The organism is Microvirga arsenatis (assembly GCF_009910705.1).
Taxonomy (GTDB): Bacteria; Pseudomonadota; Alphaproteobacteria; order Rhizobiales; family Beijerinckiaceae; genus Microvirga; species Microvirga arsenatis.
The window spans coordinates 36,731-57,540 of the sequence record NZ_JAAAXJ010000005.1 but is presented as its reverse complement, the minus strand read 5'-3'; the positions used below and the strand labels follow the sequence as shown (position 1 = coordinate 57,540).

Genomic DNA, 20,810 nt, shown 5'->3' with positions numbered 1-20,810 from the left:
ACCTCGATTTCGCCTGAGCGGAGACCGCGACATGCGAGCGCGCCCGCGGATGTGACCGCGGGCGCAGGAGCGTTGTTGCAGCAGGAAAGGGCGCACCGGATCAGCCGCGGCGCTCGATCACCGTGACGATCCGGCGGGTGCGAGGTTCTAGGATCACCACTTGATCGCGCACGACGATGTACTTGCACTCGGGCAGGCCGGTCAGGATGCGCTCGACGTTGTCCGGGCAGTCATAGAGGGTGGTGACCGATGCCGGCACGGTCGAGCCGACGCTGACGCTGAACTCCACATTGGTCAGCGGCTGCACATTCACGCTGCGGAACGACTCGGTGATCTGCGTCCGCTGCTCCGACGTCACGTTGATGTTCGTCGATCCGGCAGCCGAGGTGCTGCCCGTCGTGTTGGCGCCGCCGCCCGTGGTGCTGGAGGCGGTACCGGTCGTGCTGGAAGAGCCGCTCGTTCCACCGGAGGCCGTGCCGGACGCGGTTCCCTGCGTTCCCGTGGAGGAGCCCGAACCGGACGCGGTGCTGTTGGTGCTGCTGCTGCCCGTGCCGGAGGTGCCGCTGGAAGCCGAGCCTTGCGTTCCGCTCGAAGAGCCCGAGGCGCCGCCGGAGGCGCCCATCGACGAGCCGGAGCCGGACGAGCCGCCAGGGGTCATGATGGTTGAACCGCCCGAGGAGCCGCCGGACGAGCCGCCGCCCGCGCTACCTGCGCCGCCTCCGGAACTGCTGCCCGTCTGAGCCATAGCCGCCACGCTGAGAGACAGAGCCGCAGCCGCCACACCTGCCAGTAAAGTTACACGCATTGGATGAAACCTCCCTGTGTTGGAGGGCCAAAGGAGCCCCCGCAATGCCTATCAACGGGGGCTCGCAAGAGAGGGTTCCGCTCCCATTCCCATAAGGGAGGGCTGTACATGTGAGGTTCATGAACATGAACGAAAGCGCTTGAAATGCAGCCTTCTGAGCGAGTTTGCGAGCCCTCGGGCGAGGACGGGAATCATCGCGCGGACGATCAGGGCTCTGCGGAACTGTGCACGCCCTGCGATGCAAGAGGCGCGAAGGCGCTCACGACCTTCTCGTAGACCGGGCGCTTGAATGGAATGATGAGATCGGGCAGCCGGTGCATCTCCTCCCAGCGCCACTCGTCGAACTCGGGCCTGTGCCCGCCGCCGCCCGGCTGGTGAATGTTGATCTCGCTGTCGTCGCCCTCGAAGCGGAAGGCAAACCATTTCTGGTTCTGCCCGCGGTAGCGCCCGCGCCAAGCGCGTCCCGCAACGATGGAGGGAAGGTCGTAGGAATACCATTCGGGCGCTTCCGCCAGGAGGCGTACGGATCGGACGCTCGTTTCCTCATAGAGTTCGCGCAGGGCGGCCGCGTAGGGGTCCTCGCCGGGATCGATGCCGCCCTGGGGCATTTGCCAGGCGTAGCCGTCCGACACCGCATCGGCTTCGGATCGCCGCCGCCCGATGAAGACCAAGCCCTCCTTGTTGATCAGCATCACGCCGACGCAGGAGCGGTAGGGCAGATCCTTTCTGGCCTGTGATCCTCTTGCGCTCCTCATCCGACTCGTACTCCCTCGATCGCGGAACCCGGTGCAGCCCGTTTTTCAATACTGCCGACGCTTATCCATGGTTCCGAAGCAGGCTAGAGCCTCCGAGCGAAAAGTGGAATCCACTTTTGGGATTCATCCGATGCTCATTTCGAATGGTGCCTCGTTCCGAGGATCCGAGGGGCAGCACCATGCGCTGGAAAAGCGCCGCTCTACCCTGTTGCACGATCTTTCCTGCGTGCCTGTGAGAGCCGATGAAAGAGAAGAGCCCGGCAGGTGGAAATCCTGCCGGGCTCTCTTGCATCACTGTTTCTGAACGAAGGGGCGAGCGGCCTCAGTTCGGTGCCGTGGTCGTGTTGGCCGCGCCCTTGCGCACGCCGCGCAGCAGATCGTAGGCAGCAATCAGCTGCTTGTCCTTGGCCGGATCCGTCGGAATGTAGGCGGAGGAGCCGCCGCGCTCTTCCTTGTCGCCGCCATTGCTCAGGTGGCCGCGCAGGCCGGCCTCGCCCTTGGTCTCGTCCTTGCCCTTGAGTTCATCGGGGATGTCCTGCAGCACCTCGATATCCGGATCGATGCCCTTGGCCTGAATCGAGCGTCCGGACGGGGTGTAGTAGCGCGCCGTGGTCAGGCGTACGGCCCCGTTGCCGCCGAGCGGGATGATGGTCTGCACCGAGCCCTTGCCGAAGGACCGGGTGCCGAGAACCGTGGCGCGCTTGTGGTCCTGCAGGGCGCCGGCCACGATCTCGGAGGCCGAGGCCGAGCCGCCGTTGACGAGCACCACCAGCGGCTTGCCCTTGGTCAGATCGCCTGCCTTGGCGCTGAAGCGCTGGGTGTCCTCGGCATTCCGGCTGCGGGTCGAGACGATCTCGCCGCGGTCGAGGAAGGCGTCGGAGACCATGATTGCCTGATCGAGCAGGCCACCCGGGTTGTTGCGCAGATCGATGACGAAGCCCGCCAGCTTGTCGGCGCCGATGTCTTGGGTGAGCTTCTCGATGCCGCTGCGCAGGCCCTCATAGGTCTGCTCGTTGAACTGAGTCACGCGCAGAACGCCGATGTCGCCCTCGACGCGCGCCCGTACCGGACGCACCTTGATGGTCTCGCGGGTCAGCTTCACCACCACCGGATCCTTGGCTTCCTTGCGTTGGATCTTGAGGGTGACCGAGGAGTTGACCGGGCCGCGCATCTTGTCGACGGCCTGGTTCAGGTTGAGGCCCTGCACCGGCTCGTCGTTGATGTGGGTGATGATGTCGTTTGCCATGATGCCGGCGCGGGAGGCAGGCGTCTCGTCGATGGGAGTCACCACCTTGACGAGACCTTCCTCCATGGTGACCTCGATGCCGAGACCGCCGAACTCGCCGCGGGTCTGCACCTGCATGTCGCGGAAGCTCTTGGGATCCATGTAGCTCGAATGCGGATCGAGGGAGGTCAGCATGCCGTTGATGGCTGCCTCGACCAGCTTCGATTCCTCGGGCTTTTCGACGTAGTCCGTGCGGACCTTTTCGAAGACGTCTCCGAAAAGGCTCAGCTGCCGGTACGTGTCGGCCGAGGCGGCAATCGCGCTCATGCCCGACAGAAGGCTGGTCTGCGACACCATGGTCGCGCTGCCTGCGCCGATGGCCGCACCGAGAATCAAGAGGGATAGTTTGCGCATTATCCGCGAACCTTTTCGCTTTGCGATTTCGCCCACCAGGGACCTGGATCTATCGAACCGCCGTCTTTCCTGAACTCAACATAGAGGACGGGATTGTTCTTTTCTATGGCGGCGCCGATCAAACTCATGAGAGGGGCCTCCCCCATGGTTGCGACGGGCTCGCCTGCGAGCACGAACTGCCCGACATCGACGTTGATTTGGTCCATACCGGCCAGAAGAATATAGTATCCTCCACCGGCGTTGATGATCAAGAGTCGACCGTAGGAGCGGAAGGGGCCTGCGAAGGCCACCCACCCGTCCGCAGGGGATACCACAGGTGCCTTGGGCCGTGTTGTGATCGAAATGCCACGCGTCGTTCCGCCATAGCCGTCAGGAGCTCCGAATTCCAAGGCCACGTCGCCGCTGACAGGACGCGGCAGCAGGCCGCGGGCTTCCGCGAACGGGATCTTGGGCGCAAGCCGGGCCGGGTCACGGAACGCCAGCTGAGCGAACTTCTCCCGCGTTTCGCGTTCCTGCGCCTCCGCCGCCTTGCGAGCCGCGTCGGCCGCCTGCCTTGCGCCCGCGATTTCCGCCTCCATGCGGTCGATCAGCTCCTTCAGGCTTCCCGCCTGACGGGCCAGTTCCTCGGCCTTCTTCTGCTCGGCGCCCACATTGCGCTCGACCTCGGCGATGCGGCCCTGGCGGGCTTCCATGAGGGCGGCCAGGCGCTCCTGCTCCCGGGTAAGGGCCGTCAGCTCCTTGTTCAGGGTCGCCCGATCGGTGGCGATCGCCTCCTTCAGGCGCACGAGTTCGGCCAGGTCGGTGGCGAGGATCTCGGCCTCGGTCCGCAGCTCGGGCAGGACTGCGCCCAGCATGATCGACGCCCGCACCGCCTCCAGCATGTCCTCGGGCCGGACCAGCACGGCGGGCGGCGGACGGCGACCCATACGCTGCAGGGCCGCGAAAACCTCGATGATCACGGCTCGGCGGCTCTGGAGGGAGCGGCGGATGGCCGCCTCGCTGGCGTTCAGCGTCTGAAGCCTCTGCTCCAGCCCGCGAATCCGGTCCTCAGTGCCGCGCATCCGCTCGGCCGTGTCGATGAGGGCCGTGTTGAGCTTGGCCCGGTCTGCCTTGACGGATTCGATCTCGGCCTCCAGGCGCCGGCGCGCCTCGGCATTCGCCGCCAAGGCTTCCTCTAGAACCTTGAGGTCCTGCTCCCGGCGCGCCTTCTCCTCCGCCGTCTCAGCCGGAACGGAGGGCGGCGCAGCGGGTTGCTGCTGGGCCCAGGCGGGGCTCAGGCTGGCAGCAAACATCCAGGCGGCAAGGCCCAGGGCCTTGCGGGAAAAAGGCGAATCGAAGCGGATCATCCGTCAGGAATCATCGTGGCCGGCACGATGATAAGGGTGGCCGGCGATGATTGTCAGGGCCCTATAGATCTGCTCGGCCACGAGTGCACGCACGATCTGGTGCGGCATGGTGAGCGCTCCGAAGGAAACGACGAGGTCGGCGCGCTGGCGCAGGCGCGGATCGAGGCCGTCCGGCCCGCCGATCACGCAGGCGATCCCAGGCCGGCCCTCGTCCCGCCAGTGCCTGATCCGCTCGGCGAAAGCCTCGCTGGAAAGGCTCTTTCCGCGCTCGTCGAAAACGATCAGCACGGAGGAGCCCACCTTCTCCAGAAGGGCGGCGGCCTCTTCCGCGCGCCGGTCATCCTCCCGGCGCGCCCGGCTCTCGGGGATCTCGGCCATGTCGAAGCCGGCCAGGCCCAAGGCCCGACCTATGCCCTCGACCCGCTGCCTGTATCGCTCGACCAGCTCCCGTTCGGGGCCGCTCTTGAGACGGCCCACGGCCAGCAAGCTCAGTCGCACGATGGAAGCCTTGATCCTAGCTGGCGCGGTCCTGCGGGCGGTCGGCGCCCCACATCTTCTCGAGGTTGTAGAAGCCACGAACCTCGGGGCGGAAAACGTGGATCAGCACGTCGCCGGCATCGATGAGCACCCAATCGCAGGCCGGCAGGCCTTCGACGCGCGCGTTCCCGAACCCCTTGTCCTTGAGGTCCTTGATGACGCGCTCGGCGATCGCACCGACATGGCGGTCGGAGCGGCCCGAGGTCACGATCATGGTGTCGGCAAGCGAGGTCTTTCCGGCCAGGTCGATCTCGACCGTGTTTTCGGCCTTCATATCCTCGAGGGAGGCCAGGGCGACGGCCCGGATGTCCTCTGCTGCAGGAGCGTTCGCTCCGGAGAGAGGAGGAAGCGGGTTCATGTCCGCTTCGACAGACGATAGTCGGTTCAGGTTCAGACCCTTTCTCAACAGCGCTCGCGGGCGCCGACCCTTAAGATAATGCGGGAAGGCCCCATTTTTCAACGTCCTCCAGGAGGAGAAGTTCGTCGCAAGCGGCGCAATTGAGTGGATGAGAGATAGGATCGCGGCCCGTGCAGGAACACCCAGGCCGGAGGCTCCAGCCCCGGCAGGGCCGAGGCGTCCGCCTCCCCGATGCGGGCGGCGGAGAGGGCCGTGGCGCTGCGGGAGCGGGTGGCCTTCAGGGTCCAGCCGGGCCGGTCGATGACCGCCATCGGCATCATCCGGGCGATCCGGCGCCAGCCGCGCCAGCGGTGGAAACCGGCCAGGTTGTCCGCCCCCATGATCCAGACGAAGCGCACGCCCGGGTAGCGGCGCTTGAGGTAGGCCAGAGTGTCGACAGTGTAGCGGGCCTCGATCTCCTCCTCGAAGGAGGTCACGTCGATGCGGGGGTCGCGGGCCACAAGCCTGGCCTCCGCCACCCGGGCGGAGGTCGTGGCCAGCTCGCCCGTATCCTTCAGGGGATTGCCCGGCGTGACGATCCACCAGACCCGGTCGAGCCCGAGGCGCCGGAGGGCCATGCGGCTCACGTGGCGATGCCCGGCATGAGCCGGGTTGAAGGACCCGCCATAGAGGCCGATCCGCATGCCGGGAGCCGCCCGCGGCAGACGGGTGAGCCCAGAGGGCATGAGGCGGAAGCGAGACCTGGCAGGCTTCACGGACGCGTCTGGCCGGAGCCGCGGATGCGGTACTTGAAGGAGGTCAGCTGCTCCACGCCCACCGGCCCGCGGGCATGCATGCGGCCGGTGGCGATGCCGATCTCGGCCCCGAAGCCGAACTCGCCGCCGTCGGCGAACTGGGTCGAGGCGTTGTGGATGACGATGGCCGAGTCCACCTCGGCCAGGAAGCGCTCGGCCGCCGCGGCATCCTCCGCGACGATGGAGTCGGTGTGGTGGGAGCCGTAGGCTTCGATATGCCGGATCGCCTCGTCCAGGCCGTCGACGACCCGCACCGAGATGATGGCGTCCAGGTATTCCGTGCGCCAATCCTCCTCCGTTGCCGGGGCAACGCGCGGATCGGCCGCCTGCACGGCCTCGTCGCCGCGAACGGCGCACCCGGCCTCGAGGAGCATCGTTACGAGCGGCCTGAGGTGGGTTGCGGCGCAGGCCCGGTCCACCAGCAGGGTCTCGGCCGAGCCGCAGACGCCCGTGCGGCGCATCTTGGCGTTGAGCACGATTGTCTTTGCCATCTCCAAATCGGCCGATCCATGCACGAAGACGTGGCAGATGCCCTCCAGATGCGCGAAGACCGGCACCCGGGCCTCCTCCTGCACCCGCGCCACCAGGCTCTTGCCCCCGCGGGGAACGATCACGTCGATGTTGCCCTCGAGCCCCGACAGCATGGCGCCCACCGCCGCCCGATCCCGGGTCGGCACGAGGCGGATGGCATCGGCCGGCAGCCCTGCCTGCTCCAGACCCTCCCCCATGGCCTTGGCAAGGGCAAACGACGTGCGGAAACTCTCGGAGCCCGTGCGCAGGATGGCGGCATTGCCCGCCTTGAGGCAGAGCGCCCCCGCATCCGCCGTCACGTTGGGCCGGCTCTCAAAGATCACGCCGATCACGCCGAGCGGAGTCGCCACCCGCTCGATCTGCAGGCCGTTCGGCCGCTCGAACCGGGCGAGCACGCGCCCGACCGGGTCCGGCAGAGCGGCGATGCTCTCGACGGCGGCCGCAATGGCCTCGAGCCGCTCAGGGTTCAGCATGAGCCGGTCGATGAAGGAGGCCGGCTGCCCCTTGACCCGCGCCTCGGCCAGATCCTCCTCGTTGGCGGCAAGGATCACGCCGGCCTGCGCCCGGATGCAGGCCGCCATGGCGAGGAGAGCCGCGTTCTTCGTCTCCGAAGAGGCCAGCGCCACGCTCCTGGCAGCCAACCTGGCCCGACGGCCGAGTTCCTGCATGAGGGCCGGGACATCCGGATGTCCAACCGAAGCCGCACCTGGCGCGTTGAGATGGTCAGCAAGCACTTCTGCAATCAAGGCGCGAATATCGTCCATGTCCCGGTCCCAGCCCCTGACCGCTTCAGGGGAAATGCCTCGTCCCGAACCCATAGCACGGCAGATGGCTCCGAAGCCAAGCCGCTCTGTGGCGGCGCGGCCCGAGATCCGCATCGGCACCTCGGGCTGGCACTACAGGTCGTGGCACGGACCTTTCTATCCGCCGCGCTTAAAGATCAAGGACTTCCTGTCCTATTACGTCCATCGCTTCGACACGGCCGAGATCAACAACTCCTTCTACCGGCTCCCCACCGAGCAAGCGGTGCGGGCCTGGCATGAGGCCGCTCCGCAACGCTTCCTCTTCGCCTGGAAAGCCTCGCGCTTCATCACCCACATGAAGCGGCTGAAGGGGATCGAGGAGAGCATCGACCTCGTTTTCGGCCGCATGGATGGCCTTGGCGACAAGTTCGGCCCGGTGCTGTTCCAGCTTCCGCCCACCTTCAAGGCCGATGCGGAGACGCGGGAACGGGTGGCACGATGCCTGTCCCTGATCCCGCAAGAACGGCGCTGCGCCTTCGAGTTCCGCCACCCGAGCTGGTACGAAGAGACCGCCTTCCGCATCCTGCGCGATCACAACGCCGCGCTCTGCATCTCCGACCACGCCGATGCCCCGGCTCCCTGGGAGGCCACGGCGGATTTCGTCTATGTACGGGCCCACGGCACAAACGGGCGCTATGCCGGGAGCTACTCGGCGGAGACGCTGCAGGGCTGGTCCGGCCGCATCGCGGGATGGCGAGAGAGCGGGCGCAGCGTCTACGTCTATTTCGACAACGACATCAAAAGCGCCGCCCCCGGCGACGCCCAGACCCTGCTGCGGCTCCTGAACGAGGATCAGTCGCTGAGCGCCATGTCGTCCCGGTGAACCATCTCGGTGCGGCCGGGATAGCCGAGAATGCCCTCGATCTCGCGGCTTGGCCTGCCGATGATCCGCGCCGCATCCTCCGCGTCGTAGGCCACGAGGCCTCGGCCGAGCACACGGCTCTCGCTGCGGATCGTCACCGCATCGCCGCGATGGAAGGAGCCCTCGATCCGGCGCACCCCCACCGGCAGCAGGCTTGCCCCGCTCCGCAGGGCATGCGCGGCGCCCTCGTCGACATAGAGCGTGCCGCGCGGCTCGAGCGCGCCGGCGATCCAGGTCTTTCGCGCGGTGGCGGGGTTGGAGGGCGTGAGGAACCAGGTGCAGCGCCCGCCCTCGGCAATGCGCTTCAGCGGGTTCTTGGTGCGCCCGTCGGCAATGACCATGTGGGTGCCGCCGGCGGTGGCGATCTTGCCGGCCTCGACCTTGGTGCGCATGCCGCCGCGCGACAGTTCGGAGGCCGCCCCGCCCGCCATGGCCTCGATGGCGGGCGTGATGCGCTCGACCACCGGGATGTGCTCGGCATTGGGGTCGGAGGCCGGCGGAGCCGTGTAGAGGCCGTCGATGTCGGAGAACAGCACCAGGAGATCGGCGCCGATCATGGTAGCGACGCGCGCCGCGAGGCGATCATTGTCGCCATAGCGGATCTCGGAGGTCGCAACCGTATCGTTCTCGTTGACGACGGGCACCGCCCGCATCTCCAGAAGCTTCAGGGTGGTGGCGCGGGCATTGAGATAGCGACGCCGCTCCTCCGTGTCCGAGAGCGTCACCAGGATCTGGCCCGCCGTGATGCCATGATGGGCCAGCACCTCCGACCAGGTGCGGGCGAGCGCAATCTGGCCGACGGCGGCGGCCGCCTGGCTCTCTTCCAGGCGCAAGGGCCCGGATGGGAGCCCCAGCACCGTACGCCCCATGGCGATGGCCCCGGAGGAGACCACGAGCACATCCGCCCCCTTCGCATGAAGGTCGGCGATGTCCTCGGCAAGCGCCGCAAGCCAAGCGTGATTCAGCCTTCCGCGCGCCCGGTCGACAAGGAGCGCGGAGCCCACTTTTAGGACAACACGGCGGAATTGGCCGATTCGAGGGGTCACGGATGCCACTCCGCCTGAGGCTCGGCCGGCTCTTCCTCGGCCTTGGTCTGGTCAATGATCGTCAGCAGCGCCTGCAGGACCTCCTGCACCCCCTGGCCCGAGGCGGAGGAGACCACGAGAGGGGTGCGCTTGCAGGCCTTCTTCAGCCTCTTCAGCTGCTCTTTCAGGGTGTCCTCGTCAAGCGCATCCGCCTTGGACAGGGCCACGATTTCCGGCTTCTCGGTCAGTCCATGGCCATAAGCCTCGATCTCATGGCGAACGGTCCGGTAGGCTTCGCCCGCGTCCTCGCTCGTGCCCTCCACCAGGTGCAGCAGCACCCGGCAGCGCTCCACGTGGCTCAGGAATCGATCGCCGAGGCCCACACCCTCGGAGGCGCCCTCGATCAGGCCGGGAATGTCCGCCAGCACGAACTCGCGGCCATGGACCCGGACGACCCCGAGCCCGGGATAGAGCGTGGTGAAGGGATAATCGGCGATCTTCGGCTTGGCCGAGGTGACCGTGGCGAGGAAGGTGGACTTGCCCGCGTTGGGCAGGCCCACGAGGCCTGCATCGGCGATCAGCTTGAGGCGCAGGATGAGCGTGCGCTCCACACCTTCCTGCCCGGGGTTGGCCCGGCGCGGGGCGCGGTTGGTCGAGGTGGTGAAATAGGCATTGCCGAAGCCGCCATTCCCGCCCTTCGCCAGCAGCACCCGCTGGCCCACATGGGTCATGTCGGCGATGACGGTCTCCCCGTCCTCCTCCAGGATCTCGGTGCCGGCCGGCACTTTCAGCACCACGTCGGCCCCCTTGGCGCCGGCCCGGTTCTTGCCCATGCCGTGGCCGCCGGTCTTGGCCTTGAAATGCTGCTGGTAGCGATAGTCGATGAGGGTGTTCAGCCCCTCCACGCATTCCGCCCACACATCGCCGCCGCGGCCGCCGTCGCCGCCATCCGGCCCGCCGAACTCGATGAACTTTTCACGGCGGAACGACACGGCACCGGCGCCGCCATTGCCGGAGCGGATGTAGATCTTGGCTTGGTCGAGAAATTTCATAATCCGCATCCTTTACGGGACTGAAGCATTTTTCGCAAAAGCCGATCCGCTCTCGCGATCAAAAATGCAGCCATCCACGCTGTCGTGCGAAAGCAACGCGGATAAAAGGGAAGCGCTCCCGAAAGCCTTTCGGGAGCGCTGCACGTTCTCAGCTGGCGAGGGAGATCTCCCGCTCCACCTCGACATCGAGGCAGAAGGGTTCACGCACGAGACCGGTCTGGCCCCAGGCCTTCAGGCTCTCCCAGGTGCGGCGGTCGAGCCGGAAGTGATCCACCGGATAGAGGCCGCACCGGGCCGGCAGCTCGGAGAGCCCGGCGCCCTGGTAGGCGAAGCCGCACTTTTCCAGCACCCGCCGGGATCCCGGGTTGATCACCCGGGCGCAGGCCGTGATCTCGTCCTCCTCGCCATAGGCGAAGAAGGCGTCGATCAGCGCCCGGGCCGCCTCGGTGGCATAGCCCTTGCCCCAGTAGGGGGTGCCGAGCCAATAGCCCAGGTTCGGCTTGCCCGTTTCCGGATCCGGGCCGATGCCTACCATGCCGATGAGGCTGTTGGGCTTTCCCTTGGGCGTGATGGCGAGCTGCAGGCCCTGCCCGTCCGCGTTGGACCGCCGGGACTGGAAGATGAACCGCTCGGCATCGTCCGGATGATACGGATGCGGAATGCGCGCCGTCATCTCCGCGACCGCTTTCTCCCCGGCGAGGCGTACGATGGCTTGAGCATCCGCAAGACGGGCCCAGCGCAGCCACAGGCGGCGGGTCTCGAGGCGGAAAACATCGTCACGGGTGAGGTCGGGAAACATCGTCTTGCTCCGATCCGTGGGCCCTCCCTGGGCCCGGAAATGACGAAGGGGAGGTGGACATCCCACCTCCCCTGTCAGTTTCGGATCGGAGCTTGGCCTTTTGGGCCTGTTGGGGCTCTTCATCCGCCGGGTCGGTGCGATGCCGGCGGGAGCTCCTTCGTTTCGCTCTCGCCGTTTACTCTGCGGCCTCCTGGGCCGGTACGACCGATACAAAGGCTCGGCCTTGACGCGTCAGGAATCGGACTCGGCCATTGGCCGTGGCAAAGAGGGTGTGGTCTTTGCCCATGCCGACATTCGCGCCGGCATGCCATTTCGTGCCGCGCTGACGAATAATGATGTTGCCGGCGACAACCTGCTGATCGCCGAACTTCTTGACGCCCAGACGACGGCCTTCGGAGTCGCGACCGTTGCGAGACGAACCGCCTGCTTTCTTGTGAGCCATGGGTTACTCCCGTGTCCTGTGTGAAGCCGAACGCTTACTCAGCGGTGGCCGGCGCAGCCTCGTCAGCCGCAGCCTTGGTGGTCTTCTTGGCCGCAGCCTTCTTGGGCTTTTCGCCACCGGCGAGGATCTCGGTGATCCGCACCACGGTGTAGTCCTGGCGATGCCCGCGCTTGCGGCGCGAATTCTGGCGGCGGCGCTTTTTGAAGGAGATGACCTTCTCGCCGCGGGTGTGCTCCACCACCTCGCCTGCCACGGTCACGCCCTCGACGAGGGGGGCGCCCACCTGGGTCGTGCCGTCGTTCGTGACCATGAGAACCTGGTCGAAGGTAACGGCGGTGCCCGGCTCGCCTGCGAGCGTGGCAACGGTGATGACGTCGTTGGCGGCAACGCGATACTGCTTGCCGCCGGTCTTGATCACTGCGAACATCTTGATCCTCGTGTTCAAACCCAAATCTCAGCGGGGAAGCCCCACCGGACTGGCTTTTTGGCAGTTTCCGGCTTCGGTTCACGGCAAGCTCAAGCTGCCGCACGGGTATGCGCAGGCACGCGTGCCCGCTCATAGAGGATGCCTCTCTACGGGCAGGCCCCGCCCTTGTCAATCAAAATCCTTGCTTTTGGCGCTTGAAGAGCCGCCAAGCCCATGATATCCACCCGGCCTCAACCAGCGGGCCTAGCGGCCTTCGCACCCCGGAGAGGTGGCAGAGTGGTTGAATGCACCGCACTCGAAATGCGGCATACGGGCAACCGTATCGGGAGTTCGAATCTCCCCCTCTCCGCCAGCATCCCCTAGAAAGCCTTTGTTGATGCCAAGTTGAAGCCCAACTTGGGTTTGCGGCTGTCATCCTGGTACAAAAGGGTGGTACAAAGGTCGTGCGCGTGGTAAGCCCCCTGGAAGCATCCCGATACTGGCATCTACTACTTCCGCCGCGGAGTCCCCGAAGCACTCCGTCCGCTCGTCGGCAAGCGCGAGGAGAAAGTCAGCCTGGAGACCCGCGACTGGCGTGAGGCTGGGCCGCGGCACACCGCAGTCGCGGCCTAAGTCTCAGCCCGCTGGGAGCGTCTCAGACAAGCGGCTGCGCCAAAGCCGCTCGTCAGGCTCGCCCACAAGGAGGCTGTGGCTCTCGCAGGTGAGGTCTACCGCCGCCGGGTCGCGGCGCACGAGGCAGATCCCGGCAGTCCCGACCCCTGGCGGGACGATTTGCTCATGCGTTCGGCAAGGTCGGACGGAGCAAGCTCCTAGGAAAGAGCCGAGATCCGCTTCAGATCGCGCAACACATCTTCGAGTTCCACCGGTCCAGAGATGCCGCCGAAGCCGAAGTAGAGGGCTTTGAAGTGGCGGAAGAGCTGCTCGTAGACAGCATAGGCGGCTGGATCTGGCTCAAAGGTGCGGAAGGGCAGGCAGATGGCCGCCTGAGCACTTTCGAGGTCTGGATAGGAACCGGCCGCGAGACTTGCGAAGATACTTGAGCCAAGGCCTGTCGGTATGCCGTTCGGCACCAGAACGGGGCGGCCAAGCACATTGGCGTAGACCTGGTTCAGCGTCGCATTGTGCTGCGGGATTCCACCGGCATTGATCACCCGCTCGACCGGCACGCCACCCTGGGCCATCCGCTCGAGAATGATGCGAGTGTGGAAGGCCGTGCCTTCGATAGCTGCGAACAGTTCGTCCTGGGCGGTGTGCAGCAGGTTCCATCCCAGCGTGATGCCGCCGAGATCGGCCCTTACGAGAACGGTCCGGTCACCGTTGTCCCAGGTCAGGCGCAGAAGGCCCGTCTGGCCAGGCCGGTAGTGCTCCAACCCTTTCGACAACTCCTTGACGTTGGTGCCGGCCCTCCGGGCAATCGCCTCGAAGATGTCGCCGGTAGCTGAGAGCCCTGCCTCGATGCCTACGAGCCTCGGGTCGACGCTACCCGGCACGACGCCGCAGACGCCCTGGATCGGGCGTGTGTCCGGTGCCATGGCGATGATGCAGGTGGAGGTGCCGACCACGTTCACTACGTCGCCGACCCGGCAGCCCGCGCCGATGGCGTCCCAATGGGCATCGAACGCCCCAACGGGGATCGGAATGCCCGCTTTCAGGCCGAGCCGCTCGGCCCAGTAGGGCGTGAGTTGGCCTGCAATGACGTCGGAGGTCGCATATTCCCCCGCGAGCTTGTGGCGGATTCCGTCGAAGAGTGGGTCAACCTTAGAGAGGAAATCCTGCGGGGGGAGGCCGCCCCAGCGAGCGTTCCACATCCATTTGTGGCCCATAGCGCAGATGCTGCGTTTCAGCCGGCTCGGATCGGTCACCCCTGTGAGGGTTGCGGCCACCATATCGCAATGCTCCAGAGCCGTCACCAGTCGGTCGCGCTTCTCCGGGTTGTGACGCAGCCAGTGCAGCAGCTTTGAGAAGCCCCACTCATGCGAGTAGACGCCGCCGCACCAGTGAATGGCCTCGAGCCCTTCCTGATGGGCAAGCCGGGTGATCTCCTCAGCTTCCGACTTCGCCCGGTGGTCGCACCAGAGATAATACTCGTCGAGCGGCTCCATGCCCTCGCCGACCATAACGACGCTGGAGCCGGTGGTGTCGATCGCAAGCGCCGCCACATCCTCGCCCTTCAGGTCAGCGGACTCGAGGGCGCCACGCATGGCACGCGCCAGAGCATCCATATGGTCGGCATGGGCCTGGGTCGCATAGTCCGGATCTTCGCGCTTGCGATGAAGCGGATACTCCGCCGTGGCGAGGCCGAGCGGACCCTTGCGTTCATCGACGAGGGTGACGCGCACACTCAGAGTGCCAAAATCGACACCTGCTACAACGGCCATGGGTATCTCCGAACAAGGGCTTGCGGGATCGAGAATGACGCGGAGTGCTACTTCTTAACCTGGCCATAGGTCGCAGTCGCGCCATGCTTGCGGAAATAGTGTCGGTCGAGGAGCGCCTGCGACACGCCTCGCGCATTGGGCTGCAGCGCGAACGTATACATCGCCATGCGGGCCACAGCCTCGAGGACGACCGCATTGTGCACGGCATCCTCCGGTGTCCTGCCCCAGGCGAATGGACCGTGGCCAGCCACTAGGGCCGCCGGCACCTCCATGGGATCGCGGTTGCCGAAGGCATCCGTGATCGCGACGCCTGTCGCACGCACATAATCGTTCTTGATCTCGTCTTCCGTCAGCTCGCGGGTGATCGGAACCGGACCGTAGAAATAGTCGGCATGGGTAGTGCCTAAGGGAGGAAGCGGACGGCGGGCTTGCGCCCAAGCGGTGGCGTGTTCCGAATGCGTGTGCACCACGGCGCCGATCTCTGGGAAGGACTTGTAGAGGTGGAGGTGGGTGTCGAGATCGGATGAGGGGCGCAGCTCGCCCCAGACGATCACGCCGTCGAGATCCGTGATCACGAGATCGTCGGCTGTCATACGCTCGTAAGGCACGCCGCTCGGCTTGATGACGACGAGATTGTCCGCCCGGCTGATGCCGCTGACATTGCCGAAGGTGTAAAGCACGAGCCCGCGGCGCACCACTTCCAGATTGGCTTCCAGAACCTGCTCGCGCAGCTGCTTCAACATCGGGGCACTCCTGACGGCCCATGAATGGAAAACGGCGGCCACGGCTCATGCCATGGCCGCCTCAGGTTGGATCGGATCAGCGGGCGGCTGTCCAGCCCTTGTATTCATTCACGTTCTGGGACGTAATGAGCTTCGGCTCGAGCAAGATCACATTCTTCTCGGGCTTCTTGCCGTTGAGAATGCCTGCTGCAAGTTCGAGCGACTGACCCGCCATCACGTAAGGATCCTGAGAGGCAGACGCCTTGATCAGGGAAGTGCCGGATTTCAGCTCCTGCTCGATATCCGGCGCACCGTCGACGGCGGTGATGATAAACTCACTGCGGTTGAGCTGCTTGGCAGCCAGGCTCACACCGATAGCGGTCGGGTCGTTGATGGCGAAGATGGCATCGACCTTCGGGAAGCGGGTCAAAAGGCTCTGGGCCACGGCGAAGCCGCCCTCGCGCGAGCCCTTGGCGTCTTGGTTGTCGGACAGGATCTTGATGTCGGGATGCTTGGCAAAGACTTCCTTGCAGCCTTTGACCCGATCGGTGACCGACGACACCTGCGGACCATTGACGATCAGGACGTCGCCCTTACCCTTCAGGTGATCGACAAGGTACTGGCAGGCGATGGCGCCGGCCTTGACGTTGTCGGTCATGACCGTGACATCGGCGCCGGACGCCGCAACGTCAAAGGCCGCAACGACAATGCCGGCCGCTTGGGCACGCTTCACCGAGGGAGCGATCGCCACCGGATCGACCGCGTTCAGCATGATGACGTTGGTGCCGGAGGCGATGAAATTATCGATCTGCGTGAACTGCTTGTTCAGATCGTAATCCGAGGAAACCGCCGTGACCTTGACATTGGGGTTGATCTTCTTGGCCCGGTCTTCAATTCCCTTGATGGTGGCGACGAAGAACGGGTTACCAAGCGAGCCGACCGAGATGCCGACATTCTGAAGATCCTTCGCCGCGGCAGGTCCGGCAAGACCGGCAATGACAGCGAGACTGAGCGGGATTCGAGACAGTAGCATTGCTTCCTCCTGGTCGTTTTAGATCGCGATCTGCCGGACCCGACGGGTTCCGAGAGCCGCAATATACGAGCGTCCGTGCCGGGCGCTTGTATTCCATGTTAGGTGCGCGCGGATCCCTTGAGCCGATAGCGGTCAAGCGCAACGGCCCCGATGATCACGAGCCCCTTGATGATGAACTGCCAGATGTCGGACACGCCGACGAGAATGAGCCCGTTCGACAGAATGGCGATGATGAGCGCGCCGATGAGCGTGCCCCAGATCGAGCCGATGCCGCCGACGAAGCTGGTGCCTCCCAGGATCACGGCAGCAATGGCGTCGAGCTCGTAGGATTGCCCGAGCTGCAAGCCGTTGGCTGCGTAGAGACGAGCCGCCGACATGACGCCGCCGAGGCCGGACGCCAGGCCGGAAAAGGCGTAGACGAACAGCAGGATGGCCCAGACCTTGATGCCGGTGAGCCGTGCCGCGTCCGGGTTGCCGCCCACCGCATAGATATGAACGCCCAGCACGGTGCGCCGCAGAATGAACCAGGAGATCAGAACGACCGCAAAGGCGATCCAGACGAGCCACGGGATGCCGAACAAGGTGCCGTTGCCGATGAAGTCGAAGGGGAGCTGCGGGTTGAACTGGGTGGTATCTTCTCCGAGCAGACGCGCAAGCCCGCGTACCGCTGTCAGGGAGCCCAGGGTGACGATGAAGGGCGGCAGCTTCGCAAAGGCGATCAGCGCGCCGTTCACCAGGCCGAGGCCAAGGCCGATGAGAAGGGCAGCCGGAATGCCGAGCATGCCCCAGTCCGGGATCTTCGAGGCCAGAATCGCCACCATGGCGGCTGCCGCCAGGATCGAGCCCACCGAGAGGTCGATGCCGCCGGTGAGGATGACGAAGGTCATGCCTGCCGCCAGCACGGTATTGATCGAGGCTTGCTGCGCCACTATCGAGAGGTTCTGGAAGCTTAAGAAGCGCCCGGACATAAGCTCGAAGGCAATGCCGAGGATGATCAGCACCGGCAGCATGCCCACCGCCTGCAGGGTGGAGCGCCAGGCAAGGCGGCGCTGCATGCTCTGAGACGCCATGTCGGCGCCGGCCGCTCCGGTGTTCTGGACGGATGCGCTGGTCTCATTCGGGGGTGTCATTCGGCAGCTTCCCTTACGCCTGTCGCAATCGCTATGATTTCTTCCTGGGTGACGGGCGGATGTTCAGCTCCGCCGACCTCGCCTGCTATTCGTCCCTCACGCATCACGAGGACGCGGTCGCAGATGCCGACGACTTCCGGAAGTTCGCTGGAGATCACGATGACACCCACGCCGTTGCGGGCAAGATTGTCGATGAGGCGATAGATCTCCGACTTGGCGCCGATATCGACGCCGCGGGTCGGCTCGTCGAGGATGAGCACCTTCGGCTTGGTCTCGAGCAGGCGCGAGAGGAGAACCTTCTGCTGGTTGCCGCCCGAAAGGCTGCCGACCGGCACCACGTCCCCGGCCACACGGATGCCAAGCGCCCGGATGGCTGCGGCCGCCCTGTCCTTGGCGGCCTTCAGGTTGAGGACGCCTCCCATGCGCGCATCCCGGCCGAGCACGCTGACATTCACGTTCTCGCGGACGGTCAGGTCGAGGAAGAGGCCGAGATTCTTGCGATCCTCCGTCAGATAGACGATGCCGGAATCGATCGCGTCCTCGGGCCGGTGGATCGAGAGCCGCTTGCCCAGGAGAGAGACTTCGCCGCTGGTCCGTCGATCGGCCCCGTAGATGAGGCGCGCGAGTTCGGTTCGTCCCGCTCCTACAAGACCCGCGATGCCCAGAACCTCACCCTCGTGCAGCTCGAACGAGCAGTCGTGCACCCGCACGCCGTCGCCCATGTTGCGGACCGCGAACATGACCGGGCCGCGGCTCTGGTGAGCGTCGTGCTCCTTCTTGTAGAAGGAGGACAGATCGCGGCCGACCATCATCTGAACGAGCCGTTCGGCCGAAATCTCGTCGCCGACGAGGGTGCCGACATAGGAGCCGTCCCGGAGCACCGAGACCCGGTCGGCAAGTTCGTAGACTTCAGCCATGCGGTGGCTGATATATATGATGGCAAGGCCATCTTCGCGCAGCTGGCGCACAAGGGCGAACAGTGCTTCCGTCTCACGGGAGGAGAGGGAGGTCGTGGGCTCGTCCATGACCAGGATGCGCGAGTTCGCGATTAATGCACGGGCGATCTCCACGAGCTGCCGCTCGGCCATCGACAGTTCGCTGACTTTCGTCGACGCCCTGAAGTGGACGCCGAGGCGCTCAAGAACGTCCTGACAGGCCTTTTCCATCGAGCGCCGGTCGACCATGGGGCCGGATTTGTGCTCGCGCCCGAGCAGCATGTTCTCCGCCACTGACAGGTTCGGCGCGAGCGACAACTCCTGGTAGATAATCGAGATACCGCGATGGCGCGCCGTCATCGGTCCGTCGATAGCAACGGGCTGACCGTTGATGCGGATCTCGCCGCCTGGATCGGCTTGGTAGGCACCGGACAGGATCTTCATAAGGGTCGACTTGCCGGCGCCGTTCTCGCCCATTAGGGCATGGATTTCGCCAGGATAGACGGTGAGCGAAACGTTCGCGAGCGCTCTGACCCCAGGAAACGTCTTGGAAATGTCTCTCATTTCGAGGATCGGGGCAGATCCTGTCATGGGTGCTTCCCTAGAATCGGTCCGTTGTAGCGACCGTTATCAGCTCTGAATTCCAGCGCATCCAACGTGCCGAAAGATCTGCAGGATGAGCAAGGATTGTAATGGTCGTAAATGCTTCACTCCAATCCTGTTTCAATCCCTTCCTTTGAGCGCTGGGAAGAGACCCACAGCTTTTCGTGAGCAGTCGTTTGCATTTTACTTCTATTGATGTAATATAATCTCATTATATGTCTCGAAGAGTTCTCGTTTCATTCTATGAGGGTACGAATTCCGGTTTCAGCGCCTGATAGAGACTGCGGAACGCCTCGACCCTCGGGCGGTAGAGGTCGACGAGATGCACCTCCGGCTCGATTGTCTCAAGAATGTTCGGCGTGGTGCATACGGTCTCCGGTGCTTCTCCGGTCGTGGCAAGGCGCGCCAGCCGCGCTGCGCCGAAAGCAGGACCCTTGTCGCTGCCTTCATAGCGCACCATCGGGAGGTTCAGGACGCTGGCGAAGATCCGTGCCCAGAAGGCACTGCGTGAGCCTCCGCCGATCATGCCCGCATGGGTGAGAGATGTGCCGGCCTGCTCAAGAGCGCGTCTTGCATCGGCGAAACTGAAGGCGACGCCCTCGAGAACGGCCTGCACCAGATCCGTCTGATCCGTCTCTGGCGAGAGCCCGAAGATGACGCCGCGCGCATACGGATCGTTATGCGGCGTCCGCTCGCCGGCGAGATAGGGTAGGAAGAGAATCGTGGACGGCCTGCGGTATGCAGCTTCCGCCTTGCACAGCAGCTCGCCGATATCCTGTTTCAGAAGATGGGCCGCCCAGGCAAGACAGCTGGCACCGTTCAGCATGGCGGCCATCTGGAACCAGCGGCCGGGCACCGCATGACAGAAGGAATGCACAAGAGCCTCGGGCGCAGGGCTGAAGTGTTCGGTGGTCACGAAGAGCTGGCCCGACGTACCAAGTGATATGAAGGCCGATCCATCCTCGATGGCCCCAAGTCCGACGGCGCCTGCTGCCGCATCGCCCCCGCCGCCGGCGACCACCACGTCGTTCCGCAGGCCCCATTGCTCGGCGATCTCCGGTCGCAGGGTGCCCGAGACTTGCGAACCTTCAGTGAGGCTCGCCATATGGTCGCGGGTCAGGCCTGTCGCAGCTAACGCTGCATCCGACCAGTCGCGCTTGGCTTGGTCTAACCACCAGGTACCCGCGGCGTCCGACATCTCCGTGACCACGTCGCCTGTCAGTTTCAACCGGATATAGTCCTTCGGCAGAATCACCTTGCGCACGGCGCGGAAGGTTTCCGGTTCGTGCCGCGCGAGCCAAGCCAGCTTCGGCGCCGTAAAGCCCGGCATCGGGATCACGCCCATAGCCCGGGAGAGTTCGGGATGCTGGGCGCGGAGCTCCTCCGCCTCGCGGAAGGAACGGCCGTCGTTCCACAGGATCGCGGGGCGAAGCGGCCGGTTATCGCGATCGAGCAGTACCGCCCCATGCATCTGCCCCGAGAGGCCAATGCCGCACACGTCGCCGAAGGCTGCCCCTGCCGTCGCGCGGATTTGCTTTAGAGCGGCCTGCACGGCCCACCACCAGGTTTCTGGGTCTTGCTCCGACCAGAGATCCTGAGGACGGGAGACCTGCAGGGGCACCTCCGCTTCCGCGACCGCGGCCTGCCGCTCGTCTACAAGGATCGCTTTTACCGCTGAGGTCCCGACATCGATCCCAAGATAGTGGGGCACGACTCATCCTCCTTGAAGGTTAGCGCTGACCCTAGCTTGGCGGTTGTTGACCCACTATATAGTTCAGTTCCGTCGGTTGTGGGTACCGGCAAGAGAATCAATGCGTTAGATTTGAAAGGGTAG

General features: G+C 65.0%; 22 protein-coding genes and 1 tRNA gene. 4 read left to right on the top strand and 19 right to left on the bottom strand.

Annotated elements, in window-relative coordinates; translation table 11 throughout:
- Nucleotides 1–100: 100 nt before the first annotated feature.
- The gene (locus GR303_RS11400) at nt 101–358 is read right to left on the bottom strand and encodes a DUF1236 domain-containing protein (protein ID WP_161723349.1); all 258 of its coding nucleotides are present in this window, start codon (nt 356–358) and stop codon (nt 101–103) included.
- Between the two features lie 4 nt (nt 359–362).
- Here GR303_RS11400 and GR303_RS11395 point away from each other — a divergent pair, with 4 nt between their 5' ends.
- Nucleotides 363–740 carry a hypothetical protein gene (locus tag GR303_RS11395; protein WP_161723348.1) on the top strand — a complete coding sequence of 126 codons (378 nt, stop codon included), beginning with the start codon at nt 363–365 and terminating at the stop codon, nt 738–740.
- A gap of 271 nt (nt 741–1,011) precedes the next feature.
- Here GR303_RS11395 and GR303_RS11390 read toward each other — a convergent pair whose 3' ends face one another.
- The 7 genes from GR303_RS11390 to GR303_RS11360 form a co-directional block, all read right to left on the bottom strand.
- A complete protein-coding gene (locus GR303_RS11390; protein WP_161723347.1) occupies nt 1,012–1,560 on the bottom strand; it encodes an RNA pyrophosphohydrolase in 549 nt (182 codons plus the stop codon).
- A 322-nt stretch (nt 1,561–1,882) separates the two neighbouring features.
- Nucleotides 1,883–3,199 carry a S41 family peptidase gene (locus tag GR303_RS11385; RefSeq protein ID WP_161723346.1) on the bottom strand — a complete coding sequence of 439 codons (1,317 nt, stop codon included), beginning with the start codon at nt 3,197–3,199 and terminating at the stop codon, nt 1,883–1,885.
- Complete coding sequence (locus GR303_RS11380) at nt 3,199–4,491, bottom strand: murein hydrolase activator EnvC family protein (RefSeq protein ID WP_425487111.1); 1,293 nt, start codon at nt 4,489–4,491, stop codon at nt 3,199–3,201. The genes GR303_RS11385 and GR303_RS11380 overlap by 1 nt, the downstream gene beginning before the upstream one ends.
- Before the next feature lie 57 nt (nt 4,492–4,548).
- Nucleotides 4,549–5,043 carry a 23S rRNA (pseudouridine(1915)-N(3))-methyltransferase RlmH gene (gene rlmH, locus GR303_RS11375; RefSeq protein ID WP_161723344.1) on the bottom strand — a complete coding sequence of 165 codons (495 nt, stop codon included), beginning with the start codon at nt 5,041–5,043 and terminating at the stop codon, nt 4,549–4,551.
- A 16-nt stretch (nt 5,044–5,059) separates the two neighbouring features.
- Nucleotides 5,060–5,440: a ribosome silencing factor gene (rsfS, locus tag GR303_RS11370; protein ID WP_161723343.1), complete on the bottom strand. Its 381-nt coding sequence runs from the start codon at nt 5,438–5,440 to the stop codon at nt 5,060–5,062.
- Nucleotides 5,441–5,538: 98 nt separating this feature from the next.
- Entirely contained in the window at nt 5,539–6,165 is a 627-nt protein-coding gene (locus GR303_RS11365; protein ID WP_161723342.1) for a nicotinate-nucleotide adenylyltransferase, read from the bottom strand.
- 26 nt (nt 6,166–6,191) lie between these two features.
- The gene (locus GR303_RS11360) at nt 6,192–7,433 is read right to left on the bottom strand and encodes a glutamate-5-semialdehyde dehydrogenase (RefSeq protein WP_246205619.1); all 1,242 of its coding nucleotides are present in this window, start codon (nt 7,431–7,433) and stop codon (nt 6,192–6,194) included.
- Between the two features lie 160 nt (nt 7,434–7,593).
- Here GR303_RS11360 and GR303_RS11355 point away from each other — a divergent pair, with 160 nt between their 5' ends.
- Nucleotides 7,594–8,391 carry a DUF72 domain-containing protein gene (locus GR303_RS11355; RefSeq protein WP_246205610.1) on the top strand — a complete coding sequence of 266 codons (798 nt, stop codon included), beginning with the start codon at nt 7,594–7,596 and terminating at the stop codon, nt 8,389–8,391.
- Here GR303_RS11355 and proB read toward each other — a convergent pair.
- The 5 genes from proB to rplU all read right to left on the bottom strand — a co-directional run bounded on the left by proB (nt 8,361) and on the right by rplU (nt 12,175).
- On the bottom strand, nt 8,361–9,476 hold the full coding sequence (gene proB / locus GR303_RS11350) for a glutamate 5-kinase (RefSeq protein WP_161723339.1): 1,116 nt from the start codon (nt 9,474–9,476) through the stop codon (nt 8,361–8,363). The two genes, GR303_RS11355 and proB, sit on opposite strands and share 31 nt — an antisense overlap.
- Entirely contained in the window at nt 9,473–10,507 is a 1,035-nt protein-coding gene (obgE, locus tag GR303_RS11345; RefSeq protein ID WP_161723338.1) for a GTPase ObgE, read from the bottom strand. The genes proB and obgE overlap by 4 nt, the downstream gene beginning before the upstream one ends.
- A 148-nt stretch (nt 10,508–10,655) precedes the next feature.
- Nucleotides 10,656–11,306 carry a GNAT family N-acetyltransferase gene (locus GR303_RS11340; protein WP_161723337.1) on the bottom strand — a complete coding sequence of 217 codons (651 nt, stop codon included), beginning with the start codon at nt 11,304–11,306 and terminating at the stop codon, nt 10,656–10,658.
- A gap of 175 nt (nt 11,307–11,481) precedes the next feature.
- Complete coding sequence (gene rpmA / locus GR303_RS11335; protein ID WP_009763277.1) at nt 11,482–11,748, bottom strand: 50S ribosomal protein L27; 267 nt, start codon at nt 11,746–11,748, stop codon at nt 11,482–11,484.
- A 34-nt stretch (nt 11,749–11,782) separates the two neighbouring features.
- The gene (gene rplU, locus GR303_RS11330) at nt 11,783–12,175 is read right to left on the bottom strand and encodes a 50S ribosomal protein L21 (protein WP_161723336.1); all 393 of its coding nucleotides are present in this window, start codon (nt 12,173–12,175) and stop codon (nt 11,783–11,785) included.
- A 262-nt stretch (nt 12,176–12,437) separates the two neighbouring features.
- On the opposite strand from rplU, the gene GR303_RS11325 reads away from it, so the two are divergent.
- Nucleotides 12,438–12,527, top strand: a tRNA-Ser gene (locus GR303_RS11325).
- A 131-nt stretch (nt 12,528–12,658) separates the two neighbouring features.
- On the top strand, nt 12,659–12,787 hold the full coding sequence (locus tag GR303_RS25315; protein WP_343038455.1) for a DUF6538 domain-containing protein: 129 nt from the start codon (nt 12,659–12,661) through the stop codon (nt 12,785–12,787).
- Nucleotides 12,788–12,984: 197 nt separating this feature from the next.
- Here the strand turns inward: GR303_RS25315 and GR303_RS11320 are convergent, their stop codons facing one another.
- The 6 genes from GR303_RS11320 to xylB form a co-directional block, all read right to left on the bottom strand.
- Nucleotides 12,985–14,553 (bottom strand): ribulokinase, encoded by a 1,569-nt coding sequence (locus GR303_RS11320; RefSeq protein ID WP_161723335.1) that lies wholly within the window; start codon nt 14,551–14,553, stop codon nt 12,985–12,987.
- A gap of 47 nt (nt 14,554–14,600) precedes the next feature.
- On the bottom strand, nt 14,601–15,296 hold the full coding sequence (gene araD, locus GR303_RS11315; RefSeq protein WP_161723334.1) for an L-ribulose-5-phosphate 4-epimerase AraD: 696 nt from the start codon (nt 15,294–15,296) through the stop codon (nt 14,601–14,603).
- A 76-nt stretch (nt 15,297–15,372) separates the two neighbouring features.
- Nucleotides 15,373–16,308, bottom strand: coding sequence for an ABC transporter substrate-binding protein (locus GR303_RS11310; protein WP_161723333.1), 936 nt, complete (start codon nt 16,306–16,308; stop codon nt 15,373–15,375).
- A gap of 98 nt (nt 16,309–16,406) precedes the next feature.
- Nucleotides 16,407–17,378 (bottom strand): ABC transporter permease subunit, encoded by a 972-nt coding sequence (locus GR303_RS11305; protein WP_161723494.1) that lies wholly within the window; start codon nt 17,376–17,378, stop codon nt 16,407–16,409.
- Nucleotides 17,379–17,434: 56 nt separating this feature from the next.
- Entirely contained in the window at nt 17,435–18,964 is a 1,530-nt protein-coding gene (locus GR303_RS11300; protein WP_161723332.1) for a sugar ABC transporter ATP-binding protein, read from the bottom strand.
- Between the two features lie 253 nt (nt 18,965–19,217).
- The gene (gene xylB / locus GR303_RS11295) at nt 19,218–20,687 is read right to left on the bottom strand and encodes a xylulokinase (protein ID WP_161723331.1); all 1,470 of its coding nucleotides are present in this window, start codon (nt 20,685–20,687) and stop codon (nt 19,218–19,220) included.
- Nucleotides 20,688–20,810: the final 123 nt, after the last annotated feature.

Bases quoted from the DNA above. Each gene is read 5' to 3' on its own strand.
- GR303_RS11395 (WP_161723348.1), top strand. From the start codon at position 363: ATGTTCGTCGATCCGGCAGCCGAGGTGCTGCCCGTCGTGTTGGCGCCG.
- GR303_RS11390 (WP_161723347.1), bottom strand. From the start codon at position 1,560: ATGAGGAGCGCAAGAGGATCACAGGCCAGAAAGGATCTGCCCTACCGC.
- GR303_RS11385 (WP_161723346.1), bottom strand. From the start codon at position 3,199: ATGCGCAAACTATCCCTCTTGATTCTCGGTGCGGCCATCGGCGCAGGC.
- GR303_RS11380 (WP_425487111.1), bottom strand. From the start codon at position 4,491: ATGTTTGCTGCCAGCCTGAGCCCCGCCTGGGCCCAGCAGCAACCCGCT.
- rsfS (WP_161723343.1), bottom strand. From the start codon at position 5,440: ATGAACCCGCTTCCTCCTCTCTCCGGAGCGAACGCTCCTGCAGCAGAG.
- GR303_RS11365 (WP_161723342.1), bottom strand. From the start codon at position 6,165: ATGCCCTCTGGGCTCACCCGTCTGCCGCGGGCGGCTCCCGGCATGCGG.
- GR303_RS11360 (WP_246205619.1), bottom strand. From the start codon at position 7,433: ATGCAGGAACTCGGCCGTCGGGCCAGGTTGGCTGCCAGGAGCGTGGCG.
- GR303_RS11355 (WP_246205610.1), top strand. From the start codon at position 7,594: ATGGCTCCGAAGCCAAGCCGCTCTGTGGCGGCGCGGCCCGAGATCCGC.
- obgE (WP_161723338.1), bottom strand. From the start codon at position 10,507: ATGAAATTTCTCGACCAAGCCAAGATCTACATCCGCTCCGGCAATGGC.
- GR303_RS11340 (WP_161723337.1), bottom strand. From the start codon at position 11,306: ATGTTTCCCGACCTCACCCGTGACGATGTTTTCCGCCTCGAGACCCGC.
- rpmA (WP_009763277.1), bottom strand. From the start codon at position 11,748: ATGGCTCACAAGAAAGCAGGCGGTTCGTCTCGCAACGGTCGCGACTCC.
- rplU (WP_161723336.1), bottom strand. From the start codon at position 12,175: ATGTTCGCAGTGATCAAGACCGGCGGCAAGCAGTATCGCGTTGCCGCC.
- GR303_RS11320 (WP_161723335.1), bottom strand. From the start codon at position 14,553: ATGGCCGTTGTAGCAGGTGTCGATTTTGGCACTCTGAGTGTGCGCGTC.
- araD (WP_161723334.1), bottom strand. From the start codon at position 15,296: ATGTTGAAGCAGCTGCGCGAGCAGGTTCTGGAAGCCAATCTGGAAGTG.
- GR303_RS11310 (WP_161723333.1), bottom strand. From the start codon at position 16,308: ATGCTACTGTCTCGAATCCCGCTCAGTCTCGCTGTCATTGCCGGTCTT.
- GR303_RS11305 (WP_161723494.1), bottom strand. From the start codon at position 17,378: ATGGCGTCTCAGAGCATGCAGCGCCGCCTTGCCTGGCGCTCCACCCTG.
- GR303_RS11300 (WP_161723332.1), bottom strand. From the start codon at position 18,964: ATGACAGGATCTGCCCCGATCCTCGAAATGAGAGACATTTCCAAGACG.